We start from the raw sequence: 18,809 nt of genomic DNA on the forward strand, positions 1-18,809 counted from the left end.
GTACCTCCATGTACGCAAAAGGCGCACGACAAGAAAAGTAGGGTTGAGCGGAACAGACTCAACTTCGCTATGGTTGTACTCAGCGACAGGCTCGAATCCCACTCTGGAAAGAAGGTGACCGGTGGACAGTTTCACTCCCACCACGAAGTCGCAGGCAGCGTTGTCCGCTGCCCTGCAGGCCGCGTCCGCGGCCGGCAACCCGGACATCCGTCCGGCACATTTGTTGGTGGCGTTGCTCGATCAGACCGACGGCATCGCCACACCGCTGCTGAAGGCCGTCGGCGTCGACCCTGCAACGGTGCGTCGAGAAGCACAGAACCTGGTGGATCGACTGCCCTCGGCATCCGGTTCCACCACGACACCGCAACTCGGCCGTGAAACCCTCGCCGCGATCACTGCAGCGCAGCACCTGGCCACCGAACTCGACGACGAGTACGTCTCCACCGAGCATCTGATGGTCGGCTTGGCTTCGGGAAACGACGACATCGCCAAGCTCTTGACCGGCCACGGAGCCGGACCGAACGAGCTGCGTGACGCTTTTCAAGCAGTGCGGGGAAGTGCCCGGGTCACCAGCGCCGACCCCGAGAGCACCTATCAGGCCCTGGAGAAGTACAGCACCGATCTGACCGCGCTTGCCCGCTCGGGAAAGCTCGATCCGGTCATCGGCCGCGACACCGAGATCAGGCGCGTCGTGCAGGTACTCTCGCGCCGCACCAAGAACAACCCGGTGCTCATCGGCGAACCCGGCGTCGGCAAGACCGCCATCGTCGAAGGGCTCGCCCAGCGGGTCGTCGCCGGTGACGTTCCGGAAAGCCTGCGGGGCAAGACCGTGGTCTCCCTCGACCTCGGTTCGATGGTTGCCGGAGCGAAGTTCCGCGGTGAATTCGAAGAACGGCTCAAGGCTGTGCTCGACGACATCAAGAACTCCGCAGGCCAGGTGATCACGTTCATCGACGAGCTGCACACCATCGTCGGTGCCGGAGCGACCGGTGAATCGGCGATGGACGCGGGAAACATGATCAAGCCCATGCTGGCGCGCGGCGAACTGCGCCTGGTCGGTGCGACGACCCTCGAGGAGTACCGCAAGTACATCGAGAAGGACGCTGCCCTCGAACGTCGGTTCCAGCAGGTCTACGTCGGCGAGCCCTCGGTCGAGGACACCGTCGGCATCCTGCGCGGTCTCAAGGAACGCTACGAGGTGCACCACGGCGTGCGGATCACCGACTCCGCACTGGTCGCCGCGGCCACGCTCAGTGACCGGTACATCACCGCACGCTTCCTGCCGGACAAGGCCATCGACCTGGTCGACGAGGCGGCATCGCGCCTGCGCATGGAGATCGACTCACGCCCGGTCGAGATCGACGAAGTGGAACGGGCCGTGCGTCGCCTCGAGATCGAGGAGATGGCGCTGGCGAAGGAGACCGACGACGCGTCGAAGGCGCGGCTGGACAAGCTCCGCCAGGAGTTGGCCGATCTGCAAGAGAAGCTCGCCGGTCTGAGCACGCGCTGGCAGAACGAGAAGGGTGCCATCGACTCGGTGCGGGCACTGAAGGAGGAACTCGAGAATCTACGCGGAGAATCCGACCGGGCGGAGCGCGACGGCGATCTCGGCAAGGCCGCCGAGCTGCGGTACGGACGCATCCCGACGCTAGAGAAGGAGCTCGCTGCCAAGACCGAGGCCTCGTCTGCGCAGGGCGAGGTGATGCTCAAGGAAGAGGTCGGTCCGGACGACGTCGCCGACGTCGTGGCGGCCTGGACGGGAATTCCGGCGGGCCGGATGCTCGAAGGCGAGACGGCCAAGCTGCTTCGGATGGAAGACGAACTCGGCAAACGAGTCGTCGGACAGAAGGACGCGGTACAGGCGGTGTCCGACGCCGTCCGACGCTCCCGCGCCGGGGTGGCCGATCCCAACCGCCCGACGGGGTCGTTCCTGTTCCTCGGTCCCACCGGTGTCGGTAAGACCGAGCTCGCGAAGGCGTTGGCGGAGTTCCTCTTCGACGACGAACGCGCGATGGTGCGGATCGACATGAGCGAGTACAGCGAGAAACATGCCGTTGCTCGCCTCGTCGGTGCGCCTCCGGGCTACGTCGGCTACGAGGCCGGCGGGCAGTTGACCGAGGCAGTGCGCAGGCGTCCGTACACGGTGGTGCTGTTCGACGAGGTCGAAAAGGCGCATGCCGATGTGTTCGACATCCTGCTCGCCGTGCTCGACGAGGGCAGGCTCACCGACGGTCAGGGTCGGACGGTCGACTTCCGCAACACGATCCTGATCCTCACCTCCAACCTCGGTGCAGGCGGCACCAAGGAGCAGGTGATGGATGCGGTGCGGCGCTCGTTCAAGCCCGAGTTCGTCAACCGTCTCGACGACGTCGTGGTGTTCGACGCCCTGTCCGAGGACCAGCTCGAGTCGATCGTCGACATCCAGCTCGGCTTCCTCGCCACGCGGCTGGCGGCTCGTCGCCTGACGTTGGAGGTGTCGTCGCCGGCGAAGATGTGGCTGGCGGTGCGTGGTTACGATCCGCTGTACGGTGCTCGGCCATTGCGTCGACTGATCCAGCAGGCGATCGGGGACCAACTGGCGAAGCTGCTGCTCGCCGGCGATGTTCACGACGGCGACGTGGTCTCGGTCAACGTGAGCCCGGACGGCGAACAGCTGATCCTGGGTTAGTCACCAGGGACGACACGGCCCACACGAGCTCGGCTCGTGTGGGCCGTTTCATGCCACCACCTGCGGGCTACCGGGTAGGTACCCTCGAGGAATGACGAATCCGGACGAACCGCGGTCCGCTCGCGAGCGCGATCAGGACGCGGCGCATCAGCCGGAGTCGGCACAGCCTCAGGACCAGAGCGGGCCGCACCCCGGTGCCCAGCAGTACCCCGATGACGCTCATCCCACCGAGGTGTATCCGACTCAGGCTTATGGAAGTCCGGGTTACCAGAACCCCGCATACCAGAACCCCGCGTACCAGAACCCCGCGTACCAGAACCCCGGGTACCAGAACCCTGCGTACCAGGATCCCGCGTACCAGAACCCGACCGGCCAGAATCCGGACCCGCCCGCCTATCCGCCGGGCTACAACCCGACGCAAGCCCTCCCGCCGTACGATCCCGACCAGCACGCTGCGGCCAACCAGGCCTACGGCCAGACCCAGCAATACGGCCAGCCCCAGCAGTACGGCGACACCCAGCAGTTCGGTCAGCCCCAGCAATACGGCCAGCCCCAGCAGTACAGCCAGCCCCCGCCGTACGGAGCTGCGCCCGGAGCGGAGCAGCAGGGCACAGCGGAGCAGCAGGGCACAGGCACTGGCAGCAAGGGGCCGCGCCCGTGGGTGCTGGCACTGATCGGCCTCGTCGTACTCGTCATCGTCGTCACGTTCGGAATTGCTTTCCTCAGTGGCGGCTCGGACGATTCCAGCAGCGTCGCCGCCGCTCCGTCCACGTCGATCCGGCCGAGCACGTCCAGTGCTCCGACGACCACCCCACAGCCAACCGAGACGGGTACGACCACCACACCAGGGCTGATCCCAGGGGGAATTCCCGAGATTCTCGGTCAACTCGGTTCGGCCGTGGGCACCATCACCGCGAACGACGGTTCGACGTTGACCATCAACGGACTCGACGGTGCTCCGGTGACGGTGCAGACCACTGCGCAGACCCAGATCATTTCGCTCAGTGGTGGTGATGTGGCGTCGTTGACGGTCGGCGCGGGGGTCGTGGTGCAGGGCGAGTCGGTCGAGGACGGAACGATCCGCGCCAACGTCATCATCGAAGCCCCGAACTTCGGCGGGTAGGCAACCGAGGTACTCGTAGGGATCGTTCACAGGACCTGGCGGTGGTGGGCGGAGATGGTGTGGATGTCGATTAAGGTGGTTCCCGATGACGGCAATGTGGTTCGGCCTTGCGGCGATTGCACTGATAGGTGCAGTGGCGCTGCTCTACATCGACAGGTCCAAGCGAGATCAGTCCGGGCGGTTGCGGCAGATGTGGGCCAAGGCGCAGGGATACGAGTATCGAGCGCATGATCGAGAACTGGTCACCAGGTTCTCTCGTGCGGCACTGGCCAAGCCTGAATTCGACGTGGCTCTCGGCGTGGTGACGGGAGTTCGGCGCGGTGAGGAGTTCGTTCTCTTCGACGTCGAGGAGACGGGCACCATCGTGGCCGTGCAGCGCTCGGTTGGTTCGGATGTCGATATAGATCTGCGCCCGAGGTCGACGCCACCGCCGCGCGAGGAAGACATGGAACTGCTCGGGTCCATCGGTCCCCGAGTGGTCTTCGCTACCGATGTCGATATCGCTCGTCGTGTCTGCGACCAGCGAATGGCTGCGTTCACCGAGTCCATTCCGGCAAATCTGCAGCTGCTGTGGAGCGAGCAGGACTGGACTCTCGGATCGCTGCCGCTCGGCAGTTCGGGACGCGACTGGGATGCGGCGATCGACGCTGTGGCGCGACTGTCGGGCATGCTGCACGTTCTGCCTCCGGTGCGTGGCAGCGCGGTGTACGGCGCTCGTGCGGGCGGCGAGCCGGGCCGTGATCGTTCGGACCCGGGCAGGCCGCTGGTCAAGGAGCCCCGCGATCGGCAGGCCGACCAGCCGCAGAACAGTGGCCCGAGGGCGCCGGAGTCCGGTGTCCAGGTGCCTCGAGACCCGGAGCCGCGGGTCGCCGAGCCCAGAACACCCGATCCGCGGGTTCGACCGCCGCGCGAGTCGGATGCGCGCCTCCAAGCGGAGCGCCCGCAGGCGGTGCGCCCTCAAGCGGTCCGCCCTCAGGCGGTGCGGCCCCAGGAGCCCGTTACTCGGGATCCCGATCGCAGGCCTCGTCCTCCCCGGCCCGATTCGGCCGGCCCGCAGAGCGAGCGGTCCGCGAGCCCGCCGCGGTCGGTGCCTCGTCCGCCTGCCTCGCGTCCCATTCCGTTCGATGCGGAGCGTCGACGCAAGCAGCCCTGATGTCGTTCGGGCGTGTTGACGGCCCCGGCAGCGTCGAGACGACTAAATTCGTACCTCGTGACGGTTTCTGTGCTTGTAGCAATCCTGGTGTTGGTGATCGCCGTGGTCGTGTACGTCGCCGGCTCGGTGCGTCGCCTCGGTCGGTACCGCGAGCAGACTGTGCAGAGTCTGCATCTGGTGGACGTCGAGATCGAACGGCGTCACGCGCAGCTGGTTCCGTTTCTCGATGCCGCTGAGGAGTCCGGGCTGTCCGCCGACTTGCTGCTGCAACTGAGCGGTGCCCGCTCGTGGTCCAAGGCCGTGCGTGAGCGTGGGCTCGGTCTGCAGACGCAGGCCGCCGCCGAGAACGCATTGTCCGCCGCATTTCACTCGGTTCTCGCGGAAGCAGACGCCGGCCGTAACGTATTGGGTAACTGGGCCTTTCAGGGGCCAGCGGGCGAGCTGATCGTCACCGAGCGGCGAATCGCAGGCGCAGTGCGGGTGTACAACGACACTGCGTATCGGCTGTCGCAGGCCGTCGGCACTTTTCCGTCCTCGATCGTTGCCAAGTCTCGCTCGGTGTCTGCGCCCGAACCGTTCGTGGAGACCAGGGAGCAGTCCGACGAGCAGCGGTCGGTCCAGGCGGTCGCGTAGAGGCCCGGTCGTACCGGGTTCGACGGGGACAGTGGAGCCGGCAGCAACGGCCGGCGTGTCCGGTGGGTAAGTTCGTACCGACTCATCGAAAATCCGTGTGCGACGAGAGGAACCCGATCATGGCCGACAGTGCCGCGAATTCGGCTCGGCAAGAACTTGCCGATTTGGTGAAGGAGCTGGCCGTCGTGCATGGAAAGGTCACGTTGTCCTCGGGCAAGGAAGCCGACTACTACGTCGATCTTCGGCGCGCGACGCTGCATCATCGGGCGGGTGCGTTGATCGGTTCGTTGATGCGTGAGCTGGTCGCCGATTGGGACTTTGCGTCCGTCGGCGGGTTGACCATGGGTGCCGATCCGGTCGCGATGTCGATCATGCATGCCCAGGGGCGTCCGATCGACGCGTTCGTGGTGCGCAAGGCAGCCAAGGCGCACGGCATGCAGCGTCAGATCGAGGGGCCGGACATCGTCGGCAAACGTGTTCTGGTGGTGGAAGATACGACGACCACCGGCAATTCGCCCCTCACCGCGGTCCAGGCGCTGCGGGACGCTGGTGCGACCGTCGTCGGGGTGGCCACTGTGGTGGACCGGGCGACCGGGGCGGACGAGGTCATCGCTGCCGAGGGTCTCGAATATCGCTCCTTGCTCGGTTTGTCGGACCTCGGCCTGTGACCGGGGCCCGACGAACCGCTCGCTGACGAACCGCTCGCTAACGAACCAGTTGCGCGACGACGACGTAGTTGTCGTCGGTGGGTTCGCCGCCCTGTACATCGCAGTTGGCCAGGATCAGTCGTCCCGGCACCGAGCGTCTGAGTTCGTTGTCGGCCAACAATGATCCCTTGGGCAGGGGCCCGACGGATTCGACCGTGTACTCGAGAACGCCGTTGGCCGTGCGTAATACGACGGTGTCCCCAGGCGTCACCACCCGCAAGGCCTTGAACGGAGCGTCACGCTTCGAGTAGTTGTGTCCGGCAACTACTACCGTTTGTTCGGTGCTGGTTCCTGGCATACCGCTCTCGGCCCACCAGGCCGGCAATTCGTCCACCGGATTCAGTACCTGACCGCTCTCGCCGCCGCGGTAGAGCGGATCGGGATGGATGGGGCTGCTCAGATAGGTCGTGCCGTCCGAGGATCGAAGCTCGATGTGTTCCGGCGCAGCGGGAGCGATATCGCTCGCCGGGGCAGCCACCGAAATCTGTGACTGCACCGGCGATCGATCAGGTGCGGCGATCCCGACTTCGTCACTCGCGCAACCTGATACGAGTAGAACGAAGGTCAGGATCGCCGCCGACAACCAGCAGGTGTTACGAGGTGGCATCGGTGGAGTTGCGGCGACGCAGGTAGAACGCTCCACCCGCAGCGGCCACGACGACCACGCCGACGCCCGCGAGAATGGCCGGGGTGTTGGAGGAGCTGTCGGAGCCGCCCGAGGCCTCGTCGGACGAGTCGCCGAGGGCCAGATCGACCGGCGGCAGATTACCGGCAACACTGACGACGCCGTTGTCGTCGGTGGTGAAGTAGTCCGCGACGGTGAACGATCCGTCCTCGTTCTTGACGCCGATCAGGGAGACCCCGGTCTCGTCGACGACCACGGTGTTCTCGTCGACCTCGGTAACCGGAACATCGTCACGGACGGTGTCGCCGAGATTGATCGTCCACTCGAACTTCGGTCCGCTCGCGGCCAGTTCGGCTGCTGCAGCCTTCAGTTCGGCCTCGGCCTCGGCTTTCTCGTCTGCAGTCGCCTTGGCTGTTGCCGCGTCGTCCTGGGCGGTCTTCAGCGCTGCGGCGGCCGCGGCGGCCTTCTCCTCGGCTGCGGCGGCGGCCTCGGTCTTGGCTTGCAGGTCTTCGTCTGCGGCCTCGGCTGCGGCGTTCGCGTCCGCCAGTGCCTGCGCAGCCTGATCGGCTGTCGTCTGCAGGTCGGCGATGTCGGCGTCGGACGGTGCCGCGTCGAGTGCGGCCTGGGCTGCGGCAGCTGCCTCGGCCTTGGCATCGGCATCGGCCTTGGCCGAGTCGGCGGCTGTCCTTGCCTCGGCTGCCGCCTTCTGGGATTCGGTCTGCTCGCCCGCCGCGGCCTCAGCTGCTGCTTGAAGGTTCTTGGCGTTCTGCTCGGCCATAGCGGCCACTGCGGCTGCAGTCTGTGCTTCGACGTGCAGAGCGAGCGACTTGGCCGCGGTGGCAGCTGCGGCCCTGGTGGCAGCTGCGATCTTGGCGACGTTGAAGGTCTTGAAGGAGTCCTGCAATGCCTGCGCCGCGTCTTCGACTGCCTTGTTCGACGCCTCCGCTTCCGCCTGCGCGCTGGCGGCGAGTTCGGCCTTGGCGTCTGCGTCGGCGCGAGCGGCGGCGGCCGCTGCGGTGGCTTCGGGGTCGCCGGAGACGGCCTCGGCTTCGAGTTCGACGGCGATCTGCTCGGCGGCGGCAGCGTCGGCTGCGGCCTGGTCTGCCGCGGACTTGGTTTCTTCGGCCTTGTTCTGCAAGTCCTGCACATCATTCTTGGCCGCGGTGACCGCGGCACTGGCGGCCGCGCTGGCAACTCCGGCGGCCTTGGCCTCTGCGGCAGCGGTCTTGGCCTTGACGTCTGCCTCGGCTGCGGCAACCTCGGCCTTGGTGGCGTCGTTGCTCGCGGTGGCCTCGGCCGCCTTGGCGGTCTCGAGTCGCACCTGAGCGGCTGCGGATGCAGCGGCTGCATCCTTGCTCTGTGCTTCGGCGTCGGTGATCGCCTTCTTCTCGGCATCCGAGAGCTGTGGGATGACGTCGAGATTGACCGTCGCTGTTCCGTCCTCGTTGAAGACGACGCCACCGGTCACCTGCGGCAACGGGCGGATGGCGGACGGGGTCTCGGGAGCCGGAACCGCAGCGGCGGCAGCCGCTGCTGCATCTTCTGGGGAGACCGCAGGGGCTGGTGCTTCGACCTGCCCGTCGGCGGTGGCCGATCCTTCGACCGCTGCACCGTTTTCGCCGGTGGGAGTTCCGGACTCGGTATCGCCCTCGGTGGGAGGCTGCTCGACGGCGGAGCTTCCGGGCGTCGTGGGTTGCTGGGCACTGGCGATTGCCGGTGCGGCGATGGAGAGGGACAGTGCCATGGCGGCCCCGGCAGCGGCGAGGCGCGCCTTCTTGGACCTGGCGATCGACTTGTGCGACATGGAGATGGTGGCCCTTCGGTCGGTGGCAGCATCGTGCTGCGCGCACTCGTCCTCCCGCGCGGAACGAGTGTTGTTGGTGAGTCACACGAACAAGCGTGATCCCGGAACCGTAAACCAACCGGACGGTCCAACAAACCGAAAAGCCCTTTACCAGTCGTTTGGTTATAAAAGTGTTACGTATGGGGTCAATGTGACGCAAGGGGTTGCCGATACGGCGCGACGGCCGAGATCGGTGATCTCGGCCGTCGTCGATGTCTGTTCGATCGGGCGGATCAGTCCCCCACGGTCACCGCGCGCGCCTCGTCGATGCTGTGCGGCGCAGGATCGTGATCGTCGACGTGCGCCAGGACAGCGCGGCCGGTGGACAGCACGATGATCGCGAGCAGTGTGCACACGGCACCCACCCAGAACGGCACATGCATGTTCGACTCGCCCAGCTTTCCGGCCAGGTACGGCGCGGCAGCGCCACCGACGAAACGAACGAAGCTGTACGCCGCCGATGCCGTAGAACGCTCCACCGGTGCCGAGATCATCACGGTCTCGGTGATCAAGGTGTTGTTGACGCCGAGGAACAACCCGGCGACGACGGTTCCCACGATCAGGACGGTCTTGTTCTCCGTGAACAGCGCCATCACGCCCAGATCGACGGCGAACAGCAGCAGCGAGAGCATCATCATGTTCAGCGTTCCGTAGGCACGCTGCAGCTTCGGTGCGATGAACACCGAGGCCACCGCAAGGCACAGGCCCCAGCCGAAGAAGATGAAACCGATCGAGTACGTGCCCATGTCCAGCGGGAACGGTGTGTACGCGAGCAGGGTGAAGAAGCCGTAGTTGTAGAGCAGAGCGGTGATGCCCACGGTCAATAGTCCGCGGTGCCTGAGCGCGCGAAACGGATCGAGGATCGACGTGGTGCGCGCGGGCTTGGGGGTGTCCGGGAGCATGACGATCAGCAGGATGAACGCGATGGCCATCAAGGCGGCGACGCCGAAGAACGGCCCGCGCCAACTGAACCCGCCGAGAACACCGCCGACGAGGGGACCGGTCGCGATGCCGATTCCCAGTGCTGCCTCGTAGAGAATGATCGCCCGCGCGACCCCACCGGATGCGGCGCCGACGATCGTCGACAGCGCAGTCGCGATGAACAGGGCGTTGCCGAGTCCCCAACCGGCGCGGAAACCGATGATCTCGCCGACCGATCCGGACGTGCCTGCGAGGGCGGCGAATACGACGATGATCGCCAAGCCGACCAGCAGGGTGCGCTTGGGTCCGAAACGGCTGGACACCACTCCCGTGATCAGCATTGCGACACCGGTGACGAGCATGTAGCTGGTGAACAGCAAGGACACCTGAGACGGTGAGGCGTCGAGCTGCTCGCCGATGGGTTTGAGGATGGGGTCGACCAGGCCGATGCCCATGAAGGCGATGACGCTGGCGAACGCGACGGCCCATACCGCGCGCGGCTGTTTCAGCAGGCTGTCGGGGGACGTACTGGTGGTCACGACAGGGTTCCTCTCGTTGTGCGATCGACGGGTTCGAGGATGCTGCGCAGCTCGCTCAGACCGTCGGTCAGTTTCTGAATCTGTTCTGGGTCACGGTCGGACAGGTACGGGACCAGGCCGTCGACGATGTGGCGTCGACTCGCGGCGAGCCATCGGTGGCCTGCCTCGGTCATCTCTACGAGAACGGCGCGCGAGTCCTCGGGATCGGGTCTCCTGGTGACGAGGTCGGCCTTGTTCAGCTTGGCGAGCAGTGCCGTCGCCGATGGTTGGGAGCAGCGGTCCAGCTCGGCGAAGGTGCTGATGCGCAGGGGCTGGTACTCCTCGAGCAGCGACAGGGCGCGCATCCATGCGCGGGGCCATTCGTCACTGCCGAACCGTGCGGCCAATCGGGCGAAGCGTGACGAACTGGTGACCAGCTGCGAGAGCAGGTCCCGGATGATGTCGTCGTCGTGGCTCACCGATTTATTGTTACATACTCTAACTATCTATCACAAGGCGGGAAAACGGCCTCGAACGAAACAGGTCGAGCCCGGTCAGTGCTTGCCGAGGAGATCGGCGATCTCGCGATCCCACTCGGCGTACCGCATGCCGTCGTAGCGCAAGCGCATCAGGTGGTAGAAGCCGAGAAGAACGGTCGCCACCAGCACCCAACTACCGATCGTGTCGAAGATGTACGCGGTGGTGACATCGGCGGACGTCAGTGGCCGTACCGTCCGGTCACCGTTGTTGTCGACCCAGATCGGTGTGGTGGTGCCGACCGGAGAACCGGTGTCGACACTGACGAGTCCGGTGTGCTCGACGCCTTGATACGTCCAGCGCGAGTCGACCGAGGTGCTCGATGCGACGACGGTCGAGCCCAATTCGGTCGAGCCGACGGGCGCGGCCTCTGCCGCTGCCGTCGTCGTCGCGGTGACCTGGTGAATCGAGCTTCGCTGGTTGTCGAGACGCTGTTGCTGAGCGGTATGGGCGGATGCACCGATCCACAGCGATACCGGAATCATGACGACCATCAGTGCGATGACCCAATGCTTGATGCGGGTCTGGCGGACATCGCAGTCGCGCAGCAGAGGATTGAGGTGGCCGGCGATGTCGTCGTGTGCGGAACTGCTCTGCCCACTGGCTTTTCGGCGCATGATGGTTCCCCACAGTGTTCGAGATGATCCGACCTACCAGTCCACGATGCCCACGCGAACTGCGAGTATCAAGCAATAGGGGGCAGCGTCACATGTGACGATCGTCGTGATGGAGGTGGCGGATTGAAGAACACTCGGATACGTCGTGCTCGCGCAGCTGCACTGGTCGCCGGTGCCGTGACGGTGGTCGGGGCCTGCACCGGCTCGTCGGCGCTGCAACGCCTCGCCAAACCGTTGATCGTCCCGGCCCTGGCCACCGGGCTCGATCCGGCCCGGGATCGGGTCTTGTTGACGGGTCTCGCCGCGGCCACCGTCGGCGACGTGCTGTTGATCGATCCTGACGACGACTCCGCACTGGAGTGGGGAGCGCGTGCCTTTGCGGTGATGCAGTGCAGCTATGCGTACCTGCTCCTGTGCCGGGGCGCGCGCCCCACCCCGATCGACGCCATTGCTCGGTACGGCGGGTGGGCGGCGGTGACGGTGCTGCTGTTCGAGCGGCAGCCCGCCGTGGCGGCGACCCTGTCGGGGTACGGCGCAGCGCTGGCCACCACATCGACTTTGTCTGCCGCTTCGCCGTCGCGCGGCGGCGATCGACGGCTCGTGATCGGCGGCGCGTTGTTCACCGCCTCCGATGCGCTGATCGTCTTTCGGCGACTCTTCCTGACCCGGGAGCGGCATCGCCGAATTGCGGAGGCCTTCGTTCTGTCGTCGTACGTCGCTGCGCAGGTCCTACTCGTCGAGGCCGCGAGGTCGGGGCAGTAGTAGCACCCGTTCGCGATGAGCGGGGTCGACGCGGACCGCGATGACGGTGCCCGGCTCGAACCGCGTCGTGTCCGACTTCGGGACGGCGTGGACGATCGTGCCGAAGTAACTGCCCGAACCGGGCACGGTGAATTCCAGATCCAACTCGGCCGTCTCGTCGTCGATGCGGCGGAGGGCATCGACCGTGGCCCAACCCTCGACGCCGTGTTCGATCAGGGCCTTCTGCTCGCGAGTGGGGCGTCCGGCGATCATCATCGCCAGCCCGAGGGCCGCACCGAATCCAGCGACCAGGGCCGCCAATTGATACGGCAGCGTTTCCGGGGGAGTTCGATCGCGGAGCCAACCGATCCAGACGGCCAGGGCTATCGCGTAGGCGATCGTCACGCTGACCACGGCTCGTACGCTTCTGGCGTCGTTCACTTCGGTGCTCCTGGGGCCGCGGGCGGCGGTGATTCGGTATTCGACGATATGGGGTTACCGGTAAGTAGGGTTACATGTACGGTGTTCGATGTGACTCGACCAACTGTTTTCATCTCCGGCGCAGCAGCAGGAATCGGTAGAGCGACTGCTCTCAAGTTCGCAGCCAGTGGCTACCTCGTCGGTGCATACGACATCGACGAGACCGGCTTGGCGTCGCTGGGCCGAGAGGCCTCCTCGCTCAGCGGTCGCGTGATCACCGGTACCTTGGATGTAACCGACTCCGACCAGTGGGAAACCCGGTTGAAGGAGTTCGTCGGCGAGGGCGACGGTCGACTCGACATCTTGATCAACAACGCAGGCATTCTGGTGGCAGGCCCGTTCGAGGACATGCCCCTTGCGGTGCATCGCCGCCAGATCGACATCAACTTCAACGGCGTCGTCTACGGCACGCTGGCCGCGTTCCCGTATTTGAAGGACACCCCGGGGGCGCAGGTGATCAACCTGTGTTCGGCGTCGGCCATCTACGGTCAGCCCGAGTTGGTGACGTACGGCGCAACCAAGTTCGCCGTGCGCGGCATCACCGAGGCGTTGGATCTCGAGTGGAGTAAGTACGACATCTCGGTCAAGGCCATGTGGCCACTGTTCGTCCAGACGGCGATGACCAAGGACGTCTCGACGGGAACCACGAGCTCGTTGGGTGTCAAGCTCACCGTGAAAGATGTCTCCGAGGCGATCTTCGACGCGACCCGTCCGGTCAAGCGTCGGTTGCACAAGGTGCATTTCCCGGTCGGCTTGCAGTCCAAGGCCCTCTCGCTGGGTTCACGCTTCTCACCCGCGTGGCTCACCCGCGAGGTGAACCGGCGGCTGAGCCACACCTAGGACTCCTCCCCGGACGATGCCGGCCCGCCGCCGGTATCGTCGGTCTTTCGAGAGCGCTGTGTCGAGAGGTGGGTCGGGGTTTGTTCATGCTGCCAACGTCGGGGTCGAGCTGGGCCGCGAAACCGGGCTCGGTGCGAGCCTGGACCATAGGGATCGGCGTGAGCACGGTTCTCGCCCTCGCCGGATGCGGCGGTGAATCCGCCGCCCAATCTCCGCCGCCGGCGTCGACGACCACCACGACCACGGAGCCCGCGGTCACCACGACGATGCCGACCACCGAGGTTGCGCCGCCGACCACCACCGAGGAACCGCTTCCGCCTCCTCCGCCGCCGGTCGAGCCACCCACCGCAGAACCGCAGACGACATACGCCCCGATAGGCGGCGCGTACTACTTCAGTTCGCCCGACGGCCTGTTCCAGTGCGGCATCGTGCCGTTGTCGAGCCGCACCGAGGCCGGATGTCAGGGCACGACCACGCCGGTCCCGCCCCGGCCCGACGACTGCATGGTCAACTGGGGCAATGGCATTCGGGTGACCAACGAGGGCCCCGCCGCGTTCATGTGCTCGGGCGGAGTGGTGTACACCTCGGGCGGTGAGACGATCGATCCACCGCTGGCTGTAGGCGCGACCATCACCGGCAACGGCTTCACCTGCTCGTCCGCCGAGAACGGCATCTCGTGCGTCGACGATGCCACCGGCCACGGATTCCGAATCGCGCCCGACAGCAACGAAGTCTATTGAGCGAGAAGCCGATCGACCGCCGTTCCCCGGAGGACGTCGGTCCCACCGAGTGGGGCGTCAATCCCCACGGTGTCGGGCCCTGGGTCGACACCCACACCGAACCTCCGCCCGACGATCCGCGGTTCGATCCCGAACTACTTGCCGAGGGCGATCGCCGCAACGTCGTCGACGCCTATCGCTACTGGCGACGTGAGGCGATCGTCGCCGATATCGACACCCGACGGCACTGCTTGCACGTTGCCATCGAGAACTTCACCAATGATGCCAATATCGGCACGGTCGTACGCACAGCGAATGCCTTTGCCGCACAGACGGTGCACATCGTCGGGCGACGCAGGTGGAATCGCCGCGGCGCGATGGTGACCGACCGGTATCAGCACATCCAGCACCACGATTCGGTGGCGGCGCTGATGGCGTTCGCAGCGGAGCAGGGCCTCGTCGTCGTCGCCGTCGACAACACCCCGGGATCGGTACCGATCGAGACAGCCGAGTTGCCGCGAGAGTGTCTTCTCCTGTTCGGCCAGGAGGGACCGGGTGTCACCGACGATGCACGTGCGGCGGCCTCGATGACGGTGTCCATCGCGCAATTCGGGTCCACCCGCAGTATCAATGCAGGTGTTGCCGCGGGGATCGCCATGCACTCGTGGATTCGGCAGCACGCCGATCTCGACGCCGCGTGGTGAGCCTGCCCCCGGTTTCTGGGCGTGATGTAACGAATCAGCAACGGTAGTGGCAGGATCAGAAGAATGCAGCAGTTGTGGTCGCAGCGTGCAGACGCTGCGGAGGGGGCCGTCCTCGAGCGGCATGCGCGCCGGCTCTGGGGCTTGCCGGGAACGACGCTCGGCGTCGTCGCCTGGCCCCCGGCGCGCCGCGAGCGACTATTCCTGCGTTGGCATTACTGGTGGCAGGCACATCTGCTCGACTGCGCCGTCGACGCCACAGACCGCAATCCCACCGCCAAACGTCGTCGCCGACTGAACAAGATCACCCGGGCACACCGCATTCGGAACATCACCGGGTGGACCAACAACTACTACGACGACATGGCCTGGCTCGGGTTGGCGCTCGAACGGGCCCAACGACAGCAGCTCGTCGCCAACCGCCACGGCATCGCACAGATAGAGATGGCGCTGTTCGACGCGTGGGCTCCGGCGGAGGGCGGCGGCATTCCCTGGCGTCGCAAGTCCGATTTCTACAATGCCCCGGCCAACGGTCCGGCCGCGATCATGCTCGCGCGCACCGGTCGACTGTGGCGAGCGCAGGAAATGTCGGACTGGATGAACCGCACTTTGCTCGACACCCGAACCGGTTTGATCTTCGACGGGATGCATTCCACGCGCGCACTCGTCGAAGCAGGACAACCGGGCGAGCTCGAGCGCGCGATCTACAGCTATTGTCAGGGCGTCGCCCTGGGCCTCGAGACCGAACTCGCTGTGCGGCTCGGCGAAGCCAGGCACGCGGAGCGGGTTCATGCGCTGGTCGACGCCGTCGAGAACCACCTGACCCGCACTCTCGTCATCACCGGCGGCGGCGGGGGAGACGGTGGCCTGTTCAACTCCATCCTCGCCCGCTACCTCGCCGTGGTCGCCGTGGAACTACCCAGCAACTCGGACGCCGACGACCGAGCGCGCGAAACCGCAGCGGCGATCGTGCTGAACTCGGCCGAGGCCGCGTGGGAGAACCGACTCGAAGTGGAGGACAACCCCCTGTTCGGGGCCGACTGGACCCGCGAGGCCCGGTTCCCGGGGCAGGGCTTGCGCATCGCCACCTTCGCCGAGGGGACCGTGCGCCCCTCCGAGGTGCCCGAGCGAGACCTCTCGGTGCAGCTGGGTGGCTGGATGCTCATGGAGGCGGCCTACCGCGTCTCGGCCGCAGGATTCTGAGCTAGTGGATTCTGAGCTGCTGGATCCTGAGCTGCTGGATTTCGATACTGCCCGCAGCCGCTACTCGACGACCTCGTCGACCTCGATGGTCTCCTCGGGTCGAGCCATTTCCTTCCGGTACTGCCAGATGCCGAGACCGGTGCCGACCACCAACACCAGGATCATGCCGATGAGAACTGCGGGCAGCAGCCACGGGATGTTCTCGAGGAACGAACCGAAGTAGAACCCGACCAACAGCAGCACCGGGGCCCAGATGATCGCGCCGAGCGTGCTCGCGATGGTGTACCTGCGGTGATCCATCTTTGCCGCGCCTGCCACCAGCGGGCACAGTGTGCGCACCCAGGGGATCCACCGCGCAACGAGCACCGCCTTGAATCCGTGCTTCTCCAGCAGGACATTGACTCGGTGGAGGTTCTTGGTATTGAGGTACTTGCCATTCTTGCGCGCCACCAACGTCGACCCGGTCCGGTGCCCGATCATGTATCCCACCTGGTTGCCCGCGATCGCGGCCACCATCGCACCGACCGACAGCGCCCAGATGTGTCCGGTGCCCGAGGCGTGAGTGGCCATCACGATGCCCGCCGTGATCAGCATCGAATCTCCGGGCAGAAACAGGCCGATGATCACAGCGCATTCGACGAATACGAATGTCATCACGACGATCCATACGACGAGCGGGCCCGCGCTCTGCAGCGGACCGAAGGTGCCTGCGGCGTCATGCGACACCGTCGGCAGGGCCGCGGCGCTCAGCGCAGTGGTAATCGAATGCACGGTCTTGATCGCTTTCGCAAGATCTGGATCAGGACGTGGAGTCCGAGGCGTCGGCCTCGATCGCGTCCGTCGCCTCGCCGAGCGGAGTCTTGCGCGCCTTGACCATGCGCTTGCCGACCTCCATCGCGATGGGCACCACGGAGACCGCCACGATCAGCAGGAAGATGATGTCGACGTGCTCGCGAATGAAATCGATCTGGCCGAGCAAGTAGCCCAGGACGGTCACGCCCGCGCCCCAGGCGACGCCGCCGATGACGTTGTAGGTCAGGAACAGTGAGTACCTCATGTGCGAAGCACCGGCGACCACGGGCGCGAACGTACGCACGATCGGCACGAAGCGGGCCAGAACGATGGTGATCGGGCCATGCTTTTCGAAGAAGATGTGCGATTCGTCGATGTACTTCTTCTTGAGGAATCGCGCGTCGTTGCTCTTGAAGAGGGCAGCACCGCCCTTGGTGCCGATCAGGTAGCCGACCTGGTCACCGAGGATTGCCGCGATCGGAATCAGAATGACCAGTGTCCAGATGGACGCGAACGGCTCGATTTCGGTGGACTTCGAAGCGGCGATCAAACCGGCCGTGAACAGCAGCGAATCGCCGGGGAGAAGCGGGAACAACAGCCCCGACTCGATGAACACCACCAGCAGGAGGCCGATGAGCACCCAGTGGCCGAACGAGTTGAGCAGGTTCACCGGGTCGAGGAATCCAGGCAGCAGGGCCAGATTTGTCGTCACCGATTCCGATGCAGCTTGAAGACTCACCGCGCCCACACTACCGGCCGAGGCTGTGAATTCCTGAACAGCTGGTGTCCGGCTGCTGTGAACGCGATTGCCTGTTCGTGGGACTCGGTGGCCGGGTTCGAATGGCGAACGCGAGTGGGTACGCACGACACCGGGGCGCGAGGTTGCCATACTGCACAGGACACAATCGAACTCTCAATGGAGGAATGACGCCGTGCCTATCGCAACTCCCGAGGTCTACGCCGAGATGCTGGGCCGGGCGAAGGAACACAAGTTCGCTTTTCCGGCAATCAACTGTGTGGGTTCCGAGTCCATCAACGCCGCCATCAAAGGCTTCGCCGACGCAGGTAGTGACGGCATCATCCAATTCTCGACCGGCGGTGCCGAGTTCGGATCCGGCCTGGGCGTCAAGGACATGGTCGTCGGCGCAGTCGCGCTCGCGGAGTTCGCGCACGTGATCGCCGCGAAGTACGACGTCACCATCGCTCTGCACACCGACCACTGCCCCAAGGACAAGCTCGACACGTACGTGCGCCCGCTGATCGCGGTGTCGCAGGAACGCGTCGACGCAGGCAAGAACCCGTTGTTCCAGTCGCATATGTGGGACGGCTCGGCCATCCCGATCGACGAGAACCTCGACATCGCCAAGGATCTGCTGGCGCGCGCTGCAGCGGCGAACATCATTCTCGAGATCGAGATCGGTGTTGTCGGCGGCGAGGAAGACGGCGTCGAGGCCGAGATCAACGACAAGCTCTACACCTCCAACGAGGACTTCCTCAAGACGGTCGAGGCTCTCGGCGCAGGTGACGCGGGCTCGCGGTACCTGCTTGCGGCGACGTTCGGCAACGTGCACGGCGTCTACAAGCCGGGCAACGTCAAGCTCAAGCCGTCGGTGCTCGCGGACGGTCAGAAGGTCGCGTCGGAGAAGCTCGGCCTGGCCTCGGGCTCGAAGCCGTTCGACTTCGTCTTCCACGGCGGATCCGGCTCGGCGAAGAGCGAAATCGAGGAGGCGCTCGAGTACGGCGTGGTGAAGATGAACGTCGACACCGATACCCAGTACGCGTTCAGCCGCCCCATCGCCGGGCACTTCTTCTCCAACTACGACGGTGTCCTCAAGGTCGACGGCGAGGTCGGCAACAAGAAGACCTACGACCCGCGCAGTTACCTCAAGAAGGCAGAGGCAGGCATGAGCGCGCGCGTCGTCGAGGCGTGCAACGACCTCAAGTCCGCCGGTCGTAGCGTGAGCGCCGGATAGAGCGGCTTCGCCGCA

The 18,809-nt window shown here is 65.5% G+C and carries 19 protein-coding genes; 11 read left to right on the forward strand and 8 right to left on the reverse strand.

What is annotated here, in order from left to right; genetic code table 11:
* The first annotated feature begins 121 nt into the window (after nucleotides 1–121).
* The 5 genes from clpB (at nucleotide 122) to pyrE (ending at nucleotide 6,245) form a co-directional block, all read left to right on the forward strand.
* The gene (gene clpB, locus J1M87_RS06895; protein WP_206488832.1) at nucleotides 122–2,668 is read left to right on the forward strand and encodes an ATP-dependent chaperone ClpB; all 2,547 of its coding nucleotides are present in this window, start codon (nucleotides 122–124) and stop codon (nucleotides 2,666–2,668) included.
* Nucleotides 2,669–2,759: 91 nt separating this feature from the next.
* A complete protein-coding gene (locus tag J1M87_RS06900) occupies nucleotides 2,760–3,791 on the forward strand; it encodes a DUF5666 domain-containing protein (protein WP_206488833.1) in 1,032 nt (343 codons plus the stop codon).
* A gap of 85 nt (nucleotides 3,792–3,876) precedes the next feature.
* The gene (locus J1M87_RS29250; protein WP_206488834.1) at nucleotides 3,877–4,944 is read left to right on the forward strand and encodes a hypothetical protein; all 1,068 of its coding nucleotides are present in this window, start codon (nucleotides 3,877–3,879) and stop codon (nucleotides 4,942–4,944) included.
* A gap of 57 nt (nucleotides 4,945–5,001) precedes the next feature.
* Nucleotides 5,002–5,577, forward strand: a complete 576-nt coding sequence (locus J1M87_RS06910) for a LemA family protein (protein ID WP_206488835.1) — start codon at nucleotides 5,002–5,004, stop codon at nucleotides 5,575–5,577.
* A gap of 119 nt (nucleotides 5,578–5,696) precedes the next feature.
* Complete coding sequence (gene pyrE / locus J1M87_RS06915) at nucleotides 5,697–6,245, forward strand: orotate phosphoribosyltransferase (RefSeq protein WP_206488836.1); 549 nt, start codon at nucleotides 5,697–5,699, stop codon at nucleotides 6,243–6,245.
* 37 nt (nucleotides 6,246–6,282) lie between these two features.
* On the opposite strand, the gene J1M87_RS06920 is transcribed toward pyrE, so the two are convergent.
* The 5 genes from J1M87_RS06920 to J1M87_RS06940 all read right to left on the reverse strand — a co-directional run bounded on the left by J1M87_RS06920 (nucleotide 6,283) and on the right by J1M87_RS06940 (nucleotide 11,345).
* A complete protein-coding gene (locus J1M87_RS06920) occupies nucleotides 6,283–6,780 on the reverse strand; it encodes a class F sortase (RefSeq protein ID WP_307830748.1) in 498 nt (165 codons plus the stop codon).
* A gap of 97 nt (nucleotides 6,781–6,877) precedes the next feature.
* Nucleotides 6,878–8,713, reverse strand: coding sequence for a hypothetical protein (locus tag J1M87_RS06925; protein WP_206488838.1), 1,836 nt, complete (start codon nucleotides 8,711–8,713; stop codon nucleotides 6,878–6,880).
* Between the two features lie 272 nt (nucleotides 8,714–8,985).
* Nucleotides 8,986–10,212, reverse strand: coding sequence for an MFS transporter (locus tag J1M87_RS06930; protein ID WP_206488839.1), 1,227 nt, complete (start codon nucleotides 10,210–10,212; stop codon nucleotides 8,986–8,988).
* Nucleotides 10,209–10,670: a MarR family transcriptional regulator gene (locus J1M87_RS06935; RefSeq protein WP_206488840.1), complete on the reverse strand. Its 462-nt coding sequence runs from the start codon at nucleotides 10,668–10,670 to the stop codon at nucleotides 10,209–10,211. The genes J1M87_RS06930 and J1M87_RS06935 overlap by 4 nt, the downstream gene beginning before the upstream one ends.
* Nucleotides 10,671–10,745: 75 nt before the next feature.
* Nucleotides 10,746–11,345 (reverse strand): hypothetical protein, encoded by a 600-nt coding sequence (locus tag J1M87_RS06940; protein ID WP_206488841.1) that lies wholly within the window; start codon nucleotides 11,343–11,345, stop codon nucleotides 10,746–10,748.
* 123 nt (nucleotides 11,346–11,468) lie between these two features.
* Between J1M87_RS06940 and J1M87_RS06945 the strand changes: the two genes are divergently transcribed.
* Nucleotides 11,469–12,107: a lysoplasmalogenase family protein gene (locus tag J1M87_RS06945; RefSeq protein WP_241256529.1), complete on the forward strand. Its 639-nt coding sequence runs from the start codon at nucleotides 11,469–11,471 to the stop codon at nucleotides 12,105–12,107.
* Here J1M87_RS06945 and J1M87_RS06950 read toward each other — a convergent pair.
* Entirely contained in the window at nucleotides 12,075–12,527 is a 453-nt protein-coding gene (locus J1M87_RS06950) for a hypothetical protein (RefSeq protein ID WP_206488842.1), read from the reverse strand. The genes J1M87_RS06945 and J1M87_RS06950 overlap by 33 nt on opposite strands.
* 48 nt (nucleotides 12,528–12,575) lie before the next feature.
* Here J1M87_RS06950 and J1M87_RS06955 point away from each other — a divergent pair, with 48 nt between their 5' ends.
* From J1M87_RS06955 to J1M87_RS06970, 4 genes are all read left to right on the forward strand, one after another.
* Nucleotides 12,576–13,406 (forward strand): SDR family oxidoreductase, encoded by an 831-nt coding sequence (locus J1M87_RS06955; protein ID WP_206488843.1) that lies wholly within the window; start codon nucleotides 12,576–12,578, stop codon nucleotides 13,404–13,406.
* An 86-nt stretch (nucleotides 13,407–13,492) separates the two neighbouring features.
* Nucleotides 13,493–14,146, forward strand: coding sequence for a DUF6636 domain-containing protein (locus tag J1M87_RS06960; RefSeq protein WP_206488844.1), 654 nt, complete (start codon nucleotides 13,493–13,495; stop codon nucleotides 14,144–14,146).
* Complete coding sequence (locus J1M87_RS06965) at nucleotides 14,143–14,829, forward strand: RNA methyltransferase (RefSeq protein ID WP_241256530.1); 687 nt, start codon at nucleotides 14,143–14,145, stop codon at nucleotides 14,827–14,829. Before J1M87_RS06960 ends, J1M87_RS06965 begins: the two co-directional genes overlap by 4 nt.
* Nucleotides 14,830–14,892: 63 nt before the next feature.
* Complete coding sequence (locus tag J1M87_RS06970; RefSeq protein ID WP_206488845.1) at nucleotides 14,893–16,029, forward strand: glycoside hydrolase family 76 protein; 1,137 nt, start codon at nucleotides 14,893–14,895, stop codon at nucleotides 16,027–16,029.
* A 60-nt stretch (nucleotides 16,030–16,089) separates the two neighbouring features.
* Here the strand turns inward: J1M87_RS06970 and J1M87_RS06975 are convergent, their stop codons facing one another.
* Nucleotides 16,090–16,683 carry a DedA family protein gene (locus tag J1M87_RS06975; protein WP_241256554.1) on the reverse strand — a complete coding sequence of 198 codons (594 nt, stop codon included), beginning with the start codon at nucleotides 16,681–16,683 and terminating at the stop codon, nucleotides 16,090–16,092.
* Nucleotides 16,684–16,828: 145 nt separating this feature from the next.
* Nucleotides 16,829–17,569: a VTT domain-containing protein gene (locus tag J1M87_RS06980; RefSeq protein ID WP_374222364.1), complete on the reverse strand. Its 741-nt coding sequence runs from the start codon at nucleotides 17,567–17,569 to the stop codon at nucleotides 16,829–16,831.
* A gap of 184 nt (nucleotides 17,570–17,753) precedes the next feature.
* Here J1M87_RS06980 and fbaA point away from each other — a divergent pair, with 184 nt between their 5' ends.
* Nucleotides 17,754–18,794 (forward strand): class II fructose-bisphosphate aldolase, encoded by a 1,041-nt coding sequence (gene fbaA, locus J1M87_RS06985; RefSeq protein WP_206488847.1) that lies wholly within the window; start codon nucleotides 17,754–17,756, stop codon nucleotides 18,792–18,794.
* Nucleotides 18,795–18,809: the final 15 nt, after the last annotated feature.

It is taken from the genome of Rhodococcus sp. KRD162 (assembly GCF_017168335.1).
Taxonomy (GTDB): domain Bacteria; phylum Actinomycetota; class Actinomycetes; order Mycobacteriales; family Mycobacteriaceae; genus Rhodococcoides.

Coding starts and splice junctions, on each gene's coding strand:
- J1M87_RS06900 (WP_206488833.1), top strand. CDS start 2,760: ATGACGAATCCGGACGAACCGCGGTCCGCTCGCGAGCGCGATCAGGAC.
- J1M87_RS29250 (WP_206488834.1), top strand. CDS start 3,877: ATGACGGCAATGTGGTTCGGCCTTGCGGCGATTGCACTGATAGGTGCA.
- pyrE (WP_206488836.1), top strand. CDS start 5,697: ATGGCCGACAGTGCCGCGAATTCGGCTCGGCAAGAACTTGCCGATTTG.
- J1M87_RS06925 (WP_206488838.1), bottom strand. CDS start 8,713: ATGTCGCACAAGTCGATCGCCAGGTCCAAGAAGGCGCGCCTCGCCGCT.
- J1M87_RS06940 (WP_206488841.1), bottom strand. CDS start 11,345: ATGCGCCGAAAAGCCAGTGGGCAGAGCAGTTCCGCACACGACGACATC.
- J1M87_RS06955 (WP_206488843.1), top strand. CDS start 12,576: ATGGGGTTACCGGTAAGTAGGGTTACATGTACGGTGTTCGATGTGACT.
- J1M87_RS06960 (WP_206488844.1), top strand. CDS start 13,493: ATGCTGCCAACGTCGGGGTCGAGCTGGGCCGCGAAACCGGGCTCGGTG.
- J1M87_RS06970 (WP_206488845.1), top strand. CDS start 14,893: ATGCAGCAGTTGTGGTCGCAGCGTGCAGACGCTGCGGAGGGGGCCGTC.
- J1M87_RS06975 (WP_241256554.1), bottom strand. CDS start 16,683: ATGACATTCGTATTCGTCGAATGCGCTGTGATCATCGGCCTGTTTCTG.